We start from the raw sequence: 17,722 nt of genomic DNA, 5'->3' as shown, positions 1-17,722 counted from the left end.
GCTTCGAACGCCTGGAGGGGCATCGTTGTCAGGAGCGGACATGGCAAGAACCTGCCTCCTTCCTGCGGGTTTTCCGTGATTACCTCGAATCACCTCTGTCTGTTCGGGCCGACTACAGATAACGTTGTCTCTCGACCTGACCGCCCTGACCGGGGGGACGATGAGCGACGACACAGCGAAGGCGCGGGAGACCGTGCTGGGAATCGACATCGGCGGCACGAAGATGGCCGCCGCTCTGGTGTCTGCGGACGGCACGATTCTCACCGGCGACCGGATCCGCACCCCGTCGGGCGACGCCGACCAGGTGTTCGCCGCACTCGGAGAGCTGATCGAGCGCGTTCGCGGCGACGCCACCCCGCTGGCCGTGGGCATCGGCTCTGCCGGCCCGGTCGACCAGCAGCACGGCCTGGTTTCCCCGGTGAACATCGCCGGCTGGCGCAACTTCCCGATCGTCGACCGGGTCCGGGCGCTGACCGGCGACATTCCGGTGGCCCTCGGATTGGACGGGCACTGCTTCGCGCTCGGTGAGTTCTGGAGCGGTGCGGGTCGCGGCGCGCACACCCTGCTCGGGATCGTCGTCTCGACCGGCGTCGGGGGCGGCCTCGTCGTCGACGGCCGACCGCTGATCGGCCAGTCCGGCAACGCGGCCCACATCGGCCACATGGTGATCGACCAGGACGGCGAGGCCTGCGTGTGCGGGTCGTTCGGCTGTGTCGAGGCGTACGCGAGCGGCCCCAGGATGGTCGCCCGCGCGCAGCGGAGCGGCTGGCGGACAGGCGAGGACGTGGATGCCGAAGTACTGGCCGCCGACGCCGCGGCCGGGGACGAGCTCGCGCTGGCCGCGTTCGACGACGGGGCACAGGCGCTGGCCGCGGGGATCGTCGCGACGGCCGTGACCGTCGACCTGACCGCGGTCGTGATCGGCGGCGGGGTCGCGAAGGCCGGACCGGTGCTGTTCGACCCGGTGCAGGCCTGGGTGAAGCGGCTGGCGCAACTGCCGTTCGTCACGGAACTCACGGTGGTGCCCGCTCAACTGGACAATGCGGGCCTGCTCGGCGCCGCCCATCAGGCCTGGGCTGCACTGGCCTGATCCGCATTGGCCCTTGCCGCGCACACTTTTGCGCGGCGGGTAAGGCTTATCCCGCGCATCTTTGCGCAATTTTTACGAATCTTCGCGATCCGTGTAACGACGGACCTACGTCACGCGATGCAACGGATGGATGGGGTGGGGGCACCGTCATCCACGACCGGTCGAGGGGGGCTCAGACCGGGCGTATACCGGGAGATCGGGGGGTTGGTCGACCGGAGCACGTGAGCGGCGGGTGAGGGCACTCTCCCGCCGCCATCGTGTGGCCTGCAGGGTCGGGAACCAGTCTGCCGGCGGCAGCGTCCGACCCGAACGCGATCGATCTCGTGGAGGGATGAGATCGAACGCGGGTTCTGCAGCGTGTACGGCGGACGGTGGCTGTTCGGGAGGGCTGCCACCGACTGGCCCACCGTTCTCGTTGCAGAGCGGGGGCCCTGGCCCAGACCTCGCTAGGGTTTCAGCCACTCCGGCTCAGGGAGCCGGGAGCGATCCAGCCGGCCGTTGTCGTCCAGCGGCAGCTCTTCGATCGGGATCAGGTCCGCCGGCACCAGATAGATCGGCAGTTCCTTCCCCAGGTCGAGCATCAGCCGTGCCAGTACGGCGGGATCGCTGTCCTCGAGCACGACGTACCCGATCAGGCAGGTGTCACCGCCCGGGTCCGAGCAGGCCACCACGACCGCGTCGACGACGCCGGGCTGGTCCGCCAGCACATGCTCGGTCTCGCCGGGCTCGACCCGGTGGCCGCGGATCTTGACCTGGTCGTCCGCGCGGCCGAGGTACTCCAGGGTGCCGTCGGCGCGCCAGCGGCCGAGGTCGCGGCTGCGGTACAGCCGCGCGCCCGGGTGTCCGGGGTCCGCGACGAACGCGTGCTCGGTCTCCTCCGGCCGTCCGATGTAGCCCTGGGCAACGGCCGCGCCGCCGAGGTGGATCTCCCCGACCGCACCGACCGGCACGGGCCGCAGCGCGGCATCCAGGAGGCGTACGACGACACCGTCGATCGGGCGCCCGATCGAGGGCCGGTCCTCGGCCGGGTCGACCTCGTGGATCGTGGTCACGATCGACGCCTCGGCCGGACCGTACTCGTTGAACAGCCGGCACTCCGGGTGCGCGTCGAGGAAGTCCCGCACCTTGTGGGTCAGCACCATCGCCTCACCGCCCGCGACGATCTCCCGCAACTCGGGCAGCTCGGGCAGCCGCCGCATCGTCGCCAGCAACGCGGTCAGCGGGCTGAACGCCATGAACAACCGCTGCACGCCGTGGTCACGCAGCGCCGCCACCACCGCGTCCGGGTCGTACCGGTCGTCCTCGCCGATCAGCACCAGCGCCGCGCCCGACGCCAGCGTCGTGAACATCTCCTGCACATGGACGTCGAAGCCGAACGACGTCCACTGCAGCGTCCGCAGCGACCGCCGCGTCCGCAGGTAGTGCCGGACCAGGTTCACTGGGCCGCGGTGCGGGACCACGACACCCTTCGGGTTGCCGCTCGAGCCGGACGTGTAGATGCAGTACGCCACGTCATCGGCAGCGGCGCGGACCGGCGGCGCCTGCCGCGCCCGCGTGTCGCCGTCGCCGCTCCCGACCGGGACGAGCCGCAGACCGAGGCGATCGGCCAGCGCCGCGTCGTCACCGACCAGCGCGACCGCCGCCGCGTCCTGGACCATGAAGGCCCAGCGGGACTCCGGTACGCCGGGATCCAGCGGCAGGTACGCCGCACCGGCCTTGAGGACCGCGAGCACGGCGACGACCATCTCGGTACCGCGGGCGACTCGGACGGCGACCAGTTGGCCCGGCTTCACGCCGAGGTCGACGAGCTGCCAGGCGACCGCGTTCGAGCGGCGGTCGAGGTCGGCGTACGTCAGCTCGCGGCTGTCCTGGATCAGCGCGATCGCGTCCGGCGTCCGCGCCACCTGCTGCTCGAACAGGGTGTGCAGTCCGCTGAGTTCACCGGCGACCACCGCGTCCCGGCGTACCCGGCCGATCGGCCCGCTCGTGTCGGCGTCGGATTCGAGTTCACGCAGCGCCTCGAGGTCGGACTCGATCGGGAGGACCAGCTCGGGCAGGCGGAGATCCGGACGGGTCGTTGCCCTACGCAACACTTCGGCCAGGTAGTCGAGCAAGCGCGCGATCGTCGGCTCTTCGAACAGGCCGGCGCGGTAGTCCGCCGTACAGGTGATGCCGCTGTCGTGCTGGGTCAGCCGGAACCGCAGGTCGACGCTCCGCGGCAGGTCGTCGGCGCCGTGGTCAGCCAACTCGTCCGCCAACTCGTCCTCGAACTCGTCCTCGAACTCGACGAGGATCTGGAACAGCGGATCGCGTTGGAGGATCGCGAGGTCGGTGCCGGCGTGGGCGAGGGCGCCCGCGGTGATGTCGCGGATCCGCTCCGTCAGCTCACCGAGATCAGGTTCGCCGGACAGGTCGATCCGCAGCGGGAGCGGGCGGATCTCCTTCGGGCCGAGCAGTGCCGAGCCGATGGTCACGTCGTCCTGCGCGGCGAACCGGCCAAGCACCGTGGCGACGGCGGCGAGCATCGTCATGACGGGGCTGAGCTTGCGGTCGCGGCTGTAGGCGTGCACGGCGTCGCCGAGTTCCTTGTCCAGCTCGCGCTGCACCGACGCGACGGCGTCGTCACCGGCTGCGCGGGCGCGATCTGCGGGGAGCACCAACGGTTCGGCGCCGGCCAGGACCTGCGTCCAGTAGATGAAGTCGCGGCGTTGCTCTTCGGCCGGCGACAGCGTCGTACGGCGGAACTCCGCGGCCGGCTCGTCGTCGGGGCGCAGCTCGTTGACTGGGACGGTCTGCTCTTCTTCTGTTACCTGCTTGACTTCTGTCTGCTCATTCGTTTGCGCGGCCGGCTCACCGAGGAGAGCGAGCTGTTCGCGCATGAGCTTGGTGACGCCGTCGACCAACTGCCCGGCGACCCGGAGCTGCTGCGACATCAAGGCCGCCATACCGCTCCCGGGCAGATCTGCCTCGCTGGTAGCGGCCGCAGCCTCGTCGACCTTCGCCGCCAGCTCCGCGAGTCCCGACCCGAGCACGGCCAACGCCTGCCGCGCATCCCGGACCGGCTCTTCCTTCTCGGCAACCTGCTCGAGTGGGGCCTCGCTCTGTAGCCCGACAGGTTCGACCGGCTCGGCCGTCTGCACCGCGACCGCGGTCGCGAGCTTGTGCGGCGTGGTGTAGGTCAGGAACAGGTCGTCCGGCGCCAACTCGGCCTCGAACCGGCTCCTCAGCTCGTCGATCACCGGCGCCATCGACGCCGGCGTCGCCCCGAGCTCGGCGAAGGTGTGGTCCACCGTGAGGTCGTACGGGTCGAGGTTGTGCACCTCGCAGGTCAGGTCGAGGACGACGGCCAGCGACTCGCGGTACCGCTCCGCGGACATCTCGTCGCCCGACAGAGACCCTGCTTGCGCCAGGTAGTCCGCGTCGATCTCATGGATCTCGGCCGGTAGAGCGAACGGCGAGGACTCCTCGGCCGGCTCGGCCGGCTCGGCCGGCTCGGTTGCCACCGGCTCCGGCGGGTCCAGCGGGATCCGCTTCACCGCGGCGCTCGACGGCGGCTCGAACACCACGGTCTGGGCCCGCGCGACCCGCTCGAACGCGTTCAGCCGCGGCGCATTGTTGTCCCCGGCAACCGCCGTACCGGGGCCGGCCAGCACCGTCACCGACGGGTCGACCGGGTGGTGCACCCGGCGGAACGGGTACGTCGGCAACGGGACGCGACCGCTGTCCGCGTAGACCTTCGCCCACGCGATCTCAGTGCCTTGCTCGTACAACTCGGCCAGGCCGTTCATCGTGGCGAGCACCGGGTCCTGGCCGAGTCGCTGCGCCGGGATCCACGTGCTGTTCGGCGCGATCCGGCGACCGGCGGGACTCAGTACGGCGTCCGGCCCGAGCTCCAGGAACCGGCGGCAGCCGGCCGCCGTCACGGCCTCGACCGCGTCGCCGAACAGCACGGGCTGCCGCAACTGGCCGACCAGGTAGTCGCTGTCGAGCACGGTCCCGGACTCGAGCAGATCACCCGACCAGCTCGACACCATCGGCGTCCGCAGCGGCTTCAGCGTGATCTCGCGGACGATCTCCGCGAAGTCGGCCAGTATTGGGTCCACCAACGAGCTGTGGAACGCGCGGTCGACGTCCAGCCGTTGCCAGGCGACCTGCAGCTGATCGAGTTGCGCGGCGAGCTGACCGACGATCACCTCGGATCCGGTCAGCACGAACGACTGCGGACCGTTGCCTGCAGCAACCTCAACGCCGGCGGTCCGGGCGATCTCGCGGACCCGGTCGGCGTCGGCGCGGACAGCGACCATCGCGCCGGGGACCGTGCCGCGCTGCATGAGCTCGCCACGCTTCGCGGTGAGGCGTACGCCGTCCGCCAGGGAGAGGGCGCCCGCGACGCACAGAGCGGCGTACTCGCCGACGCTGTGTCCGACCACCAGCGCGGGCTGGACGCCGAACGACTGCCAGAGGCGGGCCAGTGCGAGCTCGAACGCGAACAGCGCGGGCTGTGCGGTCTCGGTCGGCCAGACGCCTTCCGCCGTACCGGCCGGGGTCAGGAGCAGTTCGAGCAGGCTGCCGCCGGTCTCCTCGTGGTAGACGCGGTCGCACTCGTCGAGGACCGAGCGGAACACGGGGAAGCGTGCGGCCAGGCCGGCAGCCATGCCGCGACGGGCGGCACCTTGGCCGGTGAACGCGTAGCCGAGCGGGCCGGGTCCGCCGCGCGGCACCTCGGTCGGCTGGGCGGAGCCGAGTGCGGTGACGAGTTCGACCTCCGTTCCGCCGGCGACCGCGATCCGGTGCCGGTGCGCCGGGCGGCCGAGCGCCGCCGTCCCGGCGAGGTCGATGAGGCGGTGTCCGGTGCCGTGGCCCAGGTCGGTGCGGTACAGCTCGACGAGGTCGGCGAGAGCGTCGGGGTCGGGCGCGGACAGCGGCAGTACGACGGGACCGTCGTCGCCGCGGCGGATCTGGCGGGGCGCTTCCTCGAGGATCACGTGGGCGTTGGTGCCGCTCGGGTCCAGTGCGCTGACGCCGGCGCGCAGCGTCGTACCGCCGGACTGCAACGGCACGGTCCACTCGCGGGTGTCGGTGCCGATCACGAACGGGCTGCCGTCGAGGGCGAGGTCCGGGCTCGGCTCGGTCACGTTGATGGTCGGCACCAGCATCCGGTGCTGCAGCATCAGGATCGTCTTGATCAGGCCGGCCATGCCCGCGGCGCTGTCCAGGTGACCGATGTTCGGCTTCACCGATCCGAGCGTGCAGAACCCGACCTTGTCGGTGTGCCGGCGGAGCGCGGTCGTCAACGCCTTCACCTCGGCGGCGTCCGCGGCCGGGCTGCCGATCCCGTGCGCCTCGACGTAGCTGAGCGAGTCGGCGTCGAACCCGGCGCGGTCGAGTGCGCGCTCGATCAGCTCGGTCTGGTTCCCGGCCGGCGCGTCCTCGTTGCTGACCGCCGTACCGCGAATCACGGCGTACACCGTGTCGCCGTCGGTCAGGGCCTGGTCGAGACGCTTCAGGAGTACGGCGGCGACACCGTTCCCGCCGACCGTGCCGTCGGCGTCGGCGGCGAACGCGCGGATCTGACCGGTCGGCGAGAGGATCGAGTCCGGCGTCGGGTGGTAGGTCGTTGCCTGCGGCACCTGTACGGCGGCGGCGCCGGCCAGGGCGAGGTCCGCGTCGCCGGATCTGAGCGCCTGGCAGGCGAGATGCACCGCGACGAGGGACGACGACGAGGCCGACTGCACGCCGATCGCGGGGCCGGTCAGGCCGAGACGGTACGCGACGCGGGTGGCGATCGAGTCGCGGGACTGGTGCTGGCGGTTGTACAAGTTCATGCCGGAGCCCGCGAACACGCCGACGCGGTTCGTCGTACCGGCGTACCCGCCGTGCTCCAACGCCTGATGACACACCTCGAGGAACAACCGCTGCGCCGGATCCATCAACTCGGCTTCACGATCGCTCAACCCGAAGAACTTCGCGTCGAACGACTCGACGTGCTCCAGCACGCCACTGACCGCGACAACCCCGTCCCCCGACTCCCGCCGGAGGCTCTCCACACCCCCGACAAGGTTCTCCCAGAACTGCTCCACCCCTTCAGCTCCCGGGAACCGCCCAGCCAGCCCGACAACCGCAACCGGCTCAACAACCCCAACCCGCACACCAGCAGCACCACTCTCGGCGGCAACACCGCCCTGCGCGTCCTCCGGTACGACGCCAGCCGCCACATCTCCCGCGGCCTCAACCGCATCCACATCCACCACAACAAGCCCCGCGGCAGCCCGCTCCCCGACCGCCTGCTCCTGAACGTCGAGCTCGCCGGCAACCTGCCCCTCAACCGCTTGCTCAGCAGCCGCCTGCTCCTCACCGGGCTCGGCATCCAACGCACCTTCATGCGCAGCCGCGCCAGACTCATCGCCCACGACATCGCCAGCACCAACCTCGCTGACTACCCCATCCGCAAAGACTTCATAGACACGCCCTTCACCCGCACGTGCCTCATCCCCACCGACCTCGCCCGCAAACCCTTCGCCGGCCTCGGCCTCGTCACCCGCGTCGTCGGCACCTACGTCACCCGCATCCGCAACATCCGCGTCCTCACCAACCGCGTCCTCGACATCCGCGCCCTCAGCATCCGCCTCAACCTCGGCCGCGTCCTTCGCGTCCACGCCCTCCGACTCCGCGTCGTCAGCATCCACGTCGTCCGTGTCCGCGTCGGCCTCGGCCGCGCCCTTTGTGTCCACGTCGTCCGTGTCCGCGTCGTCTGCGAGCTCGTCGGCCTCCTCCATGTCTGCGGAGGTTGAGTCGGCGGACTCCGCTGCCTCTGCCTCGGAGTCGATCGTCTCCTCGTGAGTGTCCGCAGCCTCGGAGGCGAACGCCGGCGCGGACGCCGAACCATCAGCCTCGGTCTCCACCTCGGACGCGGCCTCGTCGGACGCGGCGTCGTCGGCAGCTTCGTCGGATGCACCGTCGGCATCCGCCTCGTCCTCTTCGACGTCGGCGCTCTCGTCGCTCAGCTCGGCGTCTGATCCCGCCTGAGCCTCCTGCGGTGCGTCATCCGGGTACGCCGCAACCGCACCCGTCGCCAGTTCGTCGGACCTGTCAGCCGACGTACCCTCAACAACCCCACCCTCGAACGCCGCATCCTCACCACTGTCGGTGCCCTCAGCAACCACATCCCCAGAACCCGAATGAGCGGACTCCCCCACCGACTCAAGCGCATCCGCCCCATCAGCCGCATCGACCGCATTCGTCGCGTCCGTAGCATCCGTCGCATCGGTCGTGTTCGCGACCTCTGCCGCGTCCATCGCGTCCGCGGCATCCACTGCGTCGCTCGCGTCCGCAGCCGTCGCCTCCGCCGGCTCCGTCATGTCGACGGCATCGGCCGTGTCCGTAGGATCCGTCGTGTCCAGCTCGTTCGCGGTGTCGTTCGGCTCGCGGTCGGCTGACTCGTCGTCGGACGGGCTCTGGTCCTCGTCCGGTACGTCGGTGCCGGCAGCCGCAGCGTCGTACGACGGCTCAGCCTCAGCCCGCCCGCTCGCCTGCTCCTGCTCGGCGGAGTCCTCATCCCCGGACGGAGTCTGGTCCTCGTCCGGTATGTCGGTGCCGACAGCCGCAGCGTCGTACGACGGCTCAGCCTCAGACGCCCCGCTTGTCTGCTCCGACTCGGCCGAGTTCTCGTCTGCAGCCGAGGACTGGACTTCGTGCTGTACCTCGGTGGTCTCGGGCGCAGCATCGTGCGGCTGCTCGGCGGTGTCGGACTGCTCGTTGGCGGGTTCCTGCTCGACGTCTGATGCCGCGACGGTCGCGGGCGGCGTGTAGAGCGTCGGCGGAGGCGGGGCCGTGGGGCCAAGCGCAGGTCCCGTGGCGGAGGCGCTCGGCGTGGATGCCGCCCCGGCAGGCCCTTCCGCTGGTGCCAGTGCGGTGCGCACCTCGGCCGCCGACGCGGTGCGAGTGGGCTCGCGATCCGGCGCGGTGCCGGTGGGCTCTTCCGACGCGGTGGGGGTCGGCTCGCCTTCCGACGCCGTGGGGGTGGACTCGGCTTCCGACGCGGTGCGGGTGGACTCGCCTTCCGACGGCGTACGGGTGGCCTCGGCTTCCGACGCGGTGCGGGTGGGCTCAGCTTCCGGCGGCGTGCGGGTGGGGGCGGGTGGCGGTGCGGTGGGGGTGGGAGATGGAAGGGCTGGGGGTGGTGGGGTGCCCAGGGTGGGGCGTTGGGGTGGGGTGGGGATGGATTGCTGGAGTTCGCGTTTCCAGGCCAGGCGGACTACCGGGAGTTCGGTGGTGCGTTCTGCGGCGTCTTCGTCGGCGAACGGGGTGGACTCCGGGGTGCTCGAGGGACCCTGGCCGGTAGGGCCGGACGCCGGAGTAGCGCCGGCTGGTTCTACGTGGGTGGTGGGCGGTTCGAGCAGCGTGCCGTCGATCCACCGTTGCTTGAGCAGCGGACGGAGGATCTTGCCGCCGGGGGTGGTCGGGAAGTCGCGGCGCGGGACGCCGACGACCTGGGCCGACAGGCCGAGGCGGGCCTGGATCAGGCTGCGGATCGCCTGGTCCATGCCGGGTACGGAGTCGGCGGTGAGAGCGTAGAAGACGACCAGGCGGTCGGTGCCGGTTTCCTCGTCGGCGATGCCGCAGGCGGCCACCAGGCCCTGCTCGGCCCCGACGACGGTCGCCGCGACGGACTCGATGTCGTGCGCGTAGTAGAGCTTGCCGGACATGATGATGCGTTCGCTGTCCCGGCCGGTGATGACGACCTGGCCGCCGGTGATGAAGCCCTGGTCGCCGGTCGCGAGCCACTTGCGGGCCGGCCAGTTCCCGACCGGGAACGCGATGCGGTCTGCCTCGAGGTTCCCGAGGTACCCGGGCGTCACCCGGGCCGACGCGACCTGCAGCTGACCGATCCGGCCTTCCGGCAGTACGGCGCCGTTCGGGGCCACGATGCGCACCGTCGTACCGGGGGCAGGCGCTCCCACCGAGACCAGCGAAAGCACACCCGGTGCCTCGGTCCGCGGCTTGCCCGGGCGCGCCACCGCGACCTTCCCGGACGACGGCCGCTGGTCGACCCACTCGACGACGCCGGTCGGTGGGATCCGCACGCGGTGCACGTTCGGCGTCAGACCGGGCCGCGCGAACGTGATGCCGGTGACCGTCTCCGTCATCCCCCACGCGGCCACGAACGTCTCCGGCACCACCCCGAACCGGTTCGTCACCCGCAGGAACTCCGACATCACCGGCACGGTGATCTGCTCACCGCCGCTGACCAGGCTGCGCAGCGCGGAGAGGTCCCAATGCCGGTCCGGTTCGCCGGCCACCGCGGCGGTCGCGAGCCGGTACCCGAAGTTCGGCGACCAGGAGTGGTTGACCCGGTGCTGCTCCATCAGATCGAGCCAGCGCAGCGGGTTGGCCAGCACCCAGTCGGTGTTCACATGGACGTTCGTGCAGCCGGTGAACACGGGCAGCAGGTGATACAGCAGGAAGGCGCCGCTGCGGTCCAGCGGCAGCCAGTTCAGCGTCGTCTGCCCCGGCCGGATCGGCAGCATCGCCGGCGTACCCGCGGCGAACTCGACCAGTCCGCGGTGCGTGAGCTGCACAATCTTCGGCGTACCGGTGGAGCCCGAGGACAGCATCAGTACGGCGACGTCGTCCGCGGCCGGGCGGTGGAAGTCGGAGGTCGGCTCGTGCCCGGCCATCGCGTCCGGGTCGAGGACCGGGAGGCCGAGGTCGTTCGGCAGGTCGGACGGGCGGCCGATCAGGACGGTCCAGCCGAGCAGGTCGGTGATCCGGCGGAGCCGTTCGCGGCCTTCCTCGGTGCGGTCGCCGCCCGGGTTCGGCGCGACCAGCAGCGGGCGGATGCCGCCGAGGGTGCAGGCCCAGAACGCGGCGAAGAAGCCGACCGGCTCGGTGCAGTGCACGACGGCGGGGTCTCCGGCCCGTACGCCGTTCGCACGCAGGCCGGCCAGGATCCGGGCGGCCAGCTCGAGCAGCGTCGGGAAGTCGAGCTTGGTCTCGCGGCCGTCCGGCCCGATCTCGACGACCCCGGCGCCGCCGAAGTCGCGGGCCGCGCGGAGCAGTGCGCTCGGCAGATCGCGGGGATACCCGGCGGGAATCATCAACGCCGGCCCGGTGGAGATCGCCGGCCGGTCCGCACCACTTCTCACGCCGATGCCACCACCAGCTGAGACCCAGAGGACGGCTCGGGTACGACGGGGCGCTCGGCCGGTTGGCGACCCACGGACACGTGCCTCCCCAACTGGACGGGGCGGGTTCTGGGCAGACCCGCCTCACTTCACACCGACAGCAGCCCCGTTCTCCGCCTGCCGGAACGATGTCGTGACCGGGCACACCCGGTGCGTCATCGCGCCGACCGACAGCCGTGAACCCTACCAGCCGCGACCCGCCCTGGAGGAGTCCGTTCTCAGCAGCCGATGGTTAAGAATTGCGCGACCACCGACATGGTTCCAACGAGTGACCGTCGCTTCCGATACGGCCCGTACGAAAGCCGGTCACCCGCACCGCGTCAGCGTCGTGGCGGTCTCGTGTCAGGACGCCCGGCGATCGTGAGTGACGTCGTACAAAACATCACTCGAACGAGGAGTACCACCATGTCGATCCAGTCCCCTTCCGTGGAGAGCACCGACCGCCCGGAGCTGCAGAAGGCCGCCCAGGAGTTCGTCGACGCGGGGTTCGGCGGTCTCGAACTGCGGGTGCACGACGAGCACGGCGAGTGGGTCGGCACGGCTGGGATCCGCGAGCTCGGCAGCACCGAGGAGCCCCCGGTGGACGGCCAGTTCCGGGTCGGCAGCGTCACCAAGACGTTCGTCTCGACCGTGGTGCTGCAACTGGTGGCCGAGGGCAAGCTCGAGCTGGACGGCGCGGTTGCCGGACATCTGCCGCGGTTCGAGCTGGACCCGCGGATCACGGTGCGGATGCTGCTCGACCACACCAGCGGCCTGTTCAACTACACCGGCGAGTACTACCCCGACGGCACCGTCGTCGCAGGGGTCCCGGCGACCGGCAAGGAGTGGGCCGAGAACCGGCTGCAGGGCTACACCCCGGACGAGCTGGTCGAGTTCGCACTGGCCAAGCCGGCGCGGTTCGAGCCGGGCGCCGAGTGGAGCTACTCGAACACCAACTACACGGTCGCCGCGCTGCTGATCGAAGCGGTCACCGGCCGTACGTTCGTCGAGGAGCTGCAGACCCGGATCGTCGAGCCGCTCGGGCTGACCGGCACCGTGGAGCCGGGCGACCGGACGGACATCCCCGGCCCGCACTCGCACGGATATCTCCGCTACCAGGACGGCGACGAGTGGAAGGTCGTCGACGTCACCGAGCAGAACCCGTCGCTGCTCTTCGCCGCCGGCAGCATGCTCTCGACCACGCGCGACCTGCACAAGTTCATGTCCGCGCTGCAGAGCGGCAAACTGGTGCCCTCCGAGCTGCTGGCTCAGATGCGTACGCCGCAACCGAAGAGCGGACCGCTCAACTACGGGCTGGGCCTGTTCGCCCAGGACACCGGCACCGAGACCATCTACCACCACAACGGCAGCGCCCCAGGCGGCTACGGCGCCCTCATGTACAGCTCGGCCGACGGCACCCGGACCCTCACCGCCGCCATCACCATGGGAGACGCCGAGGTAGACCTGCTCCAGATCTTCCCGCCCGCCCTCGAGCGCCTCGTGAAGGCTGTCTTCGACAACACCAGCGCTCCCCTGTAGACGCTGCGGGGTGGGTTGGGGAGGGTTTCTGCCCGATCCGGGTAAGAAACCCTCCCCAACCCGGATCCGTCGCGTGGGGGTGGCTCAGCGGGGGCGTCATCGAGGTGCTGCCCACGGCGCGGCGGCAGCCCGGGTGAGATGATAGGGTCGGTCCGCTTGCTCCACAGGAGCGCAACTGCCCCGGCCCTTCGTTGGCCGGGCTTCGTTTGCCGTGGACATGGGCTGTTAGCTCAGTTGGTTAGAGCACCTCGTTTACACCGAGGGGGTCGGGGGTTCGAGTCCCTCACAGCCCACCACTCCACACCACGCCCTGCCCCGGCGCCTACCGCCGGTTCGACGTGAGACTTGCCAGGGCCTCGGCGTACTCGTCCGGGTCGCGGGGCTCCGGGATCGGGTTGAGGACGGACCAGCGGATGATGCCGGTGCGGTCGATGACGAAGGTGGCGCGCAGGGCGCAGCCGCGGTCGGCGGCGAAGGCGCCGTACGCGGTGGCGATCGCGCCGTGGGGCCAGAAGTCGGTCAGCAGGCCGAAGTTCAGGGTGTGGGCGTCGGCGTAGGCGCGGAGAGTGAACATCGGGTCACAGGAGATCGCCAGGAACTCCGCGGCGGCCAGCAACGACGGGCGGTCTCGTAGCGCGGCCAGTTCACTGGTGCAGACCTGGCTGAAGGCATACGGATAGAAGACCAGTACGACGTCCCGCTGGCCGGCGTAGTCGCTCAGCCGGACCGGTTCGCCGTACTGGTTCTGGGTTTCGAAGTCGGGTGCCCGGCTGCCGACAGCCGGGAGGCTCACCCCCGGCGGCCGGACTTCGGGACCACCAGCTTGGTGGCGGACCAGTCGTCGGTCACGCTCAGGGTGCTGGTCGTCGCCAGGCCCGCGACCGGCGCGGCCTCCGTGATGTCGCTGGTCTCGACGTAGCCGTCGCGGCCGACCTTCGGGGTCAGCAGCCAGACCACTCCACCGGCCTTGAGGTCGGTCAGGATGTCGAAGAACGCGTCGACCAGGTCGCCGTCGTCCTCACGGAACCAGAGCAGGACCACGTCGACGACTTCGTCGGTGTCCTCGTCGACGAAGGCTTCGCCGGTGATCTCCCGGATCGCGTCGCGGAACTCGTCGTCGCAGTCATCGTCGTACCCGATCTCCTGGACGACCCAGCCGGCCTCCAGGCCGAGCCGGGAGGCCATGTTCGGCACTCCGCTCTTGCCGTCCGCGTGGTCCGCGGTCGCGCTCACGTGTCCTCCTCCGTGGTCCCCGCTTACCCGGGGGTAGGTGTCAGTAGCCTGCTGCTCAGCGATAGTCCATCGTGACGTACCGCGTCGCGCAAGTATGCACCAGGGTTCCGTGACGTGTCCGGTATGCGCGTGGCGGGTGCGAGGCGTGTCCGCTGAGATCCGGCCCGGCCGCCCGGAATCGGGCCGGAAGGGAAGGCGAAGTAGAACGCATACCGAACAGGTGACAGGATTGCAGTGAAGACAACCAGAGAGAACGGCAGGACAACGTGGCTTCCGGACACGAACCACCAGCCATCATCACCGAGGGGATGCCCACCCAGCTCCCCGACATCGACCCCGACGAGACACGGGAGTGGGTCGAATCGCTCGACGCGGTCCTGGACGAACGGGGCAAGGCGCGAGCGCGCTACCTGATGCTCAAGCTGATCGAGCGCGCCCGGGAGCGACAGGTCGGCGTGCCCGCACTGCGGAGCACCGACTACATCAACTCGATCCCGCCCGAGCGTGAGCCCTGGTTCCCCGGCGACGAGCACATCGAGCGGCGGATCCGGGCCTTCATCCGGTGGAACGCCGCGGTGATGGTGAGCAAGGCCAACCGCAAGGGCCTGGAGGTCGGCGGTCACATCGCCACCTACCAGTCGGCCGCCAGCCTGTACGAGGTCGGTTTCAACCACTTCTTCCGCGGCAAGGACCATCCCGGCGGCGGCGACCAGATCTTCATCCAGGGACACGCCTCGCCGGGTATGTACGCGCGGGCGTTCCTGGAGGGCCGGCTGTCCACCGACCAGCTGGACGGGTTCCGCCAGGAGGTGTCGCGCGGCCCGCACAACGGGCTGTCGTCGTACCCGCACCCGCGGTTGATGCCGGACTTCTGGGAGTTCCCGACCGTCTCGATGGGTCTGGCCGCGCTGAACTCGATCTACCAGGCGCGCTTCAACCGGTACCTGCACCACCGCGGCATCAAGGACACCAGCCAGCAGCACGTCTGGGCGTTCCTCGGTGACGGCGAGATGGGTGAGCCGGAGTCGCTCGGCGCGATCGGCCTGGCCGCGCGCGAGGAGCTCGACAACCTCACCTTCGTGATCAACTGCAACCTGCAGCAGCTGGACGGGCCGGTCCGCGGCAACGGCAAGGTCATCCAGGAGCTGGAGGCGTTCTTCCGCGGCGCCGGCTGGAACGTGATCAAGGTGATCTGGGGCCGCGAGTGGGACAACCTGCTCGCCCAGGACCACGACGGCGCGCTGGTGAACAAGATGAACACCACGCCGGACGGCCAGTTCCAGACCTACTCGGTCGAGTCCGGCGAGTACATCCGGAACAACTTCTTCGGCGGCGACCAGCGGCTCCAGCAGATGGTCAGCAACCTGTCCGACGAGGATCTGCGCAAGCTTCCCCGCGGCGGTCACGACTACCGCAAGGTGTACGCCGCGTTCAAGAGCGCGACCGAGCACGTCGGGCAGCCGACCGTGATCCTGGCCCAGACGATCAAGGGCTGGACGATCGAGGCGCTGGAGGGCCGCAACGCGACCCACCAGATGAAGAAGCTGACCTCGGACGACCTCAAGGCGTTCCGGGACCGGCTGTACCTGCCGATCGACGACTCCGCGCTCGAGGACGCCTACAACCCGCCGTACTTCCACCCCGGCACCGACTCGCCGGAGTTCCAGTACATGATGGAGCGACGCAAGCAGCTCGGCGGCTCGCTGCCGCAGCGGCGGGTGGCCCCGAAGACCTCGCTCAAGCTGCCTGGTGACGACGTCTACAAGCCGCTGGCCAAGGGCAGCAACTCGCCGGTCGCGACCACGATGGCGCTGGTCCGGCTGTTCCGCGACCTGATGAAGGACCCGGAGATCGGCGACCGGATCGTCCCGATCGCCCCGGACGAGTACCGCACGTTCGGCATGGACTCGATGTTCCCGACGGCCAAGATCTACTCGCCGCACGGGCAGCAGTACGAGGCCGTCGACCGCAACCTGCTGCTGTCCTACAAGGAGTCCGAGCAGGGCCAGCTGCTGCACGAGGGCATCAGCGAGGCCGGCGCGATGGGCTCGATGATCGCGGCGGGTACGGCGTACGCGACGCACGGCGAGCCGATGATCCCGTTCTACATCTTCTACTCGATGTTCGGGTTCCAGCGGACCGGTGACTCGCTCTGGGCGTTGGGCGACCAGCTCGGCCGGGGTTTCCTGGTCGGCGCGACGGCCGGCCGTACGACGCTGACCGGCGAGGGACTGCAGCACGCGGACGGTCACTCGCCGCTGCTCGCCTCCACCAACCCGGCAGCGGTGCACTACGACCCGGGCTTCGCCTACGAGGTCGCGTACATCGTGAAGGACGGCCTGCGCCGGATGTACGGCTACGGCCTGGACAAGGACAAGCCGTTCGGCGAGGACGTCTTCTACTACCTCACCGTGTACAACGAGCCCGTCCCCCAGCCGGCCGAGCCGGAGAACCTCGACGTCGCGGGGCTGCTCAAGGGCATGTACCGCTTCGACGAGTACCAGACCGCCGAGGGTGACGACGTACCGCGGGTCCAGCTGCTCGGGTCCGGTGTCGCGCTGCCGTGGGTGCGGAAGGCCCAGCAGATCCTCGCCGACGAGTACTCCGTGGCCGCGGACATCTGGTCGGTGACCTCGTGGAACGAACTGCGCCGGGACGCCGTCGCCGCCGAGCAGCACAACCTGCTGCACCCGGACGAGCCGGAGCAGGTGCCGTTCGTGACCGAGCAACTGAAGGACACCAAGGGTCCTGTGGTGGCCGTCAGCGACTTCATGCGCGCGGTGCAGGACCAGATCTCCCGCTGGGTGCCGAACGACTACACGTCGCTCGGGACCGACGGCTGGGGTCTGGCCGACACCCGGGCCGCGGCCCGGCGCCACTTCCAGGTGGACGCCGAGTCGATCGTGGTCGCCGCACTGGAGATCCTCGCCAAGCGCGGTGACGTGAAGCCGGAGGTCGCCGCCGAGGCGGCCCGCAAGTACCGCATCGACGACCCGACCGCGGTCGCCGGCGTCAAGCAGGAGGGCGCCGGCGCCTGACGCCGACCCCCGCCAACGGGCCGCTCACCCCACCCGGGGCGGGCGGCCCGCCTGCATATTCGCTGGGGCCGCACGGCGAATCGGCCCTACCCTCGGCACATGCCTGAGTTGATCGAGCCGACCGTCGAACTGCGCGACTCCTGGATGGAGTCGGCGAGCGAATGGGGGGACACCCACCAGGACGGGGCCGGGTTGTGGGAGGCCGACGAGCTGAGCACGGTCGAGGCCTTCGCCGAGTGGACCCAGCGGTTGCGCGCGCAGAGCGACGACAGCATCCCGGTCACGCCGGAGCGGGTGCCTGCGACGTACTGGTGGATCGTTGACGGCGGCACCTACCTGGGCGCGATCACCCTCCGGCACGCGCTCAACGAGAAGCTCCTCGAGGCCGGCGGACATATCGGGTACGGCGTACGCCCGTCTGCCCGTGGTCGCGGGCTGGCGACCTGGGCACTCGGCGCGGTGCTCGACCGTGCCCGGAAGCGCGGGATGGACCGCGTGCTGGTCACCTGCGACGACGCCAACGTCGCGTCCGCACGGACGATCGAGCGCAACGGCGGCGTACTCGAGGACATCCGCGACACCTGGCTGGGCCGCGCCCGCCGCTACTGGATCACCCTCTGACGAACCATTGCACGAGTTCCGGTGAGCTCTTAAGCTTC

At 70.1% G+C, this 17,722-nt stretch carries 7 protein-coding genes and 1 tRNA gene; 5 read left to right on the top strand and 3 right to left on the bottom strand.

The annotated features are described in order from the left end of the window. Window positions 1-160: 160 nt before the first annotated feature. Window positions 161-1,090, top strand: a complete 930-nt coding sequence (locus tag EV651_RS02760; protein WP_133781582.1) for an ROK family protein — start codon at window positions 161-163, stop codon at window positions 1,088-1,090. A gap of 446 nt (window positions 1,091-1,536) precedes the next feature. Here EV651_RS02760 and EV651_RS02755 read toward each other — a convergent pair whose 3' ends face one another. Then, window positions 1,537-11,235, bottom strand: a complete 9,699-nt coding sequence (locus EV651_RS02755) for a non-ribosomal peptide synthetase/type I polyketide synthase (protein ID WP_133781580.1) — start codon at window positions 11,233-11,235, stop codon at window positions 1,537-1,539. A gap of 444 nt (window positions 11,236-11,679) precedes the next feature. Here EV651_RS02755 and EV651_RS02750 point away from each other — a divergent pair, with 444 nt between their 5' ends. Then, window positions 11,680-12,792 carry a serine hydrolase gene (locus EV651_RS02750; protein WP_133781578.1) on the top strand — a complete coding sequence of 371 codons (1,113 nt, stop codon included), beginning with the start codon at window positions 11,680-11,682 and terminating at the stop codon, window positions 12,790-12,792. Between the two features lie 219 nt (window positions 12,793-13,011). Further along, a tRNA-Val gene (locus tag EV651_RS02745) sits at window positions 13,012-13,088 on the top strand. 26 nt (window positions 13,089-13,114) lie between these two features. Here EV651_RS02745 and EV651_RS02740 read toward each other — a convergent pair. Then, window positions 13,115-13,585 (bottom strand): peroxiredoxin, encoded by a 471-nt coding sequence (locus EV651_RS02740; protein WP_133781576.1) that lies wholly within the window; start codon window positions 13,583-13,585, stop codon window positions 13,115-13,117. Further along, window positions 13,582-14,025 carry a DUF3052 domain-containing protein gene (locus EV651_RS02735; protein ID WP_130380525.1) on the bottom strand — a complete coding sequence of 148 codons (444 nt, stop codon included), beginning with the start codon at window positions 14,023-14,025 and terminating at the stop codon, window positions 13,582-13,584. The genes EV651_RS02740 and EV651_RS02735 overlap by 4 nt, the downstream gene beginning before the upstream one ends. Window positions 14,026-14,333: 308 nt before the next feature. Between EV651_RS02735 and aceE the strand changes: the two genes are divergently transcribed. Beyond that, window positions 14,334-17,063 (top strand): pyruvate dehydrogenase (acetyl-transferring), homodimeric type, encoded by a 2,730-nt coding sequence (gene aceE, locus EV651_RS02730; RefSeq protein WP_305000110.1) that lies wholly within the window; start codon window positions 14,334-14,336, stop codon window positions 17,061-17,063. A 99-nt stretch (window positions 17,064-17,162) separates the two neighbouring features. Next, on the top strand, window positions 17,163-17,684 hold the full coding sequence (locus tag EV651_RS02725) for a GNAT family N-acetyltransferase (RefSeq protein ID WP_133781572.1): 522 nt from the start codon (window positions 17,163-17,165) through the stop codon (window positions 17,682-17,684). The last annotated feature ends 38 nt before the right edge of the window (window positions 17,685-17,722 follow it).

The sequence above is a fragment of the Kribbella sp. VKM Ac-2571 genome (assembly GCF_004362255.1).
GTDB lineage: Bacteria > Actinomycetota > Actinomycetes > Propionibacteriales > Kribbellaceae > Kribbella > Kribbella pratensis.
Note: the sequence above shows the minus strand (reverse complement) of the source record. Positions and strands in the feature narration are given on the sequence as shown.

Bases quoted from the DNA above. Each gene is read 5' to 3' on its own strand.
- EV651_RS02760 (WP_133781582.1), top strand. From the start codon at position 161: ATGAGCGACGACACAGCGAAGGCGCGGGAGACCGTGCTGGGAATCGAC.
- EV651_RS02750 (WP_133781578.1), top strand. From the start codon at position 11,680: ATGTCGATCCAGTCCCCTTCCGTGGAGAGCACCGACCGCCCGGAGCTG.
- aceE (WP_305000110.1), top strand. From the start codon at position 14,334: ATGCCCACCCAGCTCCCCGACATCGACCCCGACGAGACACGGGAGTGG.
- EV651_RS02725 (WP_133781572.1), top strand. From the start codon at position 17,163: ATGCCTGAGTTGATCGAGCCGACCGTCGAACTGCGCGACTCCTGGATG.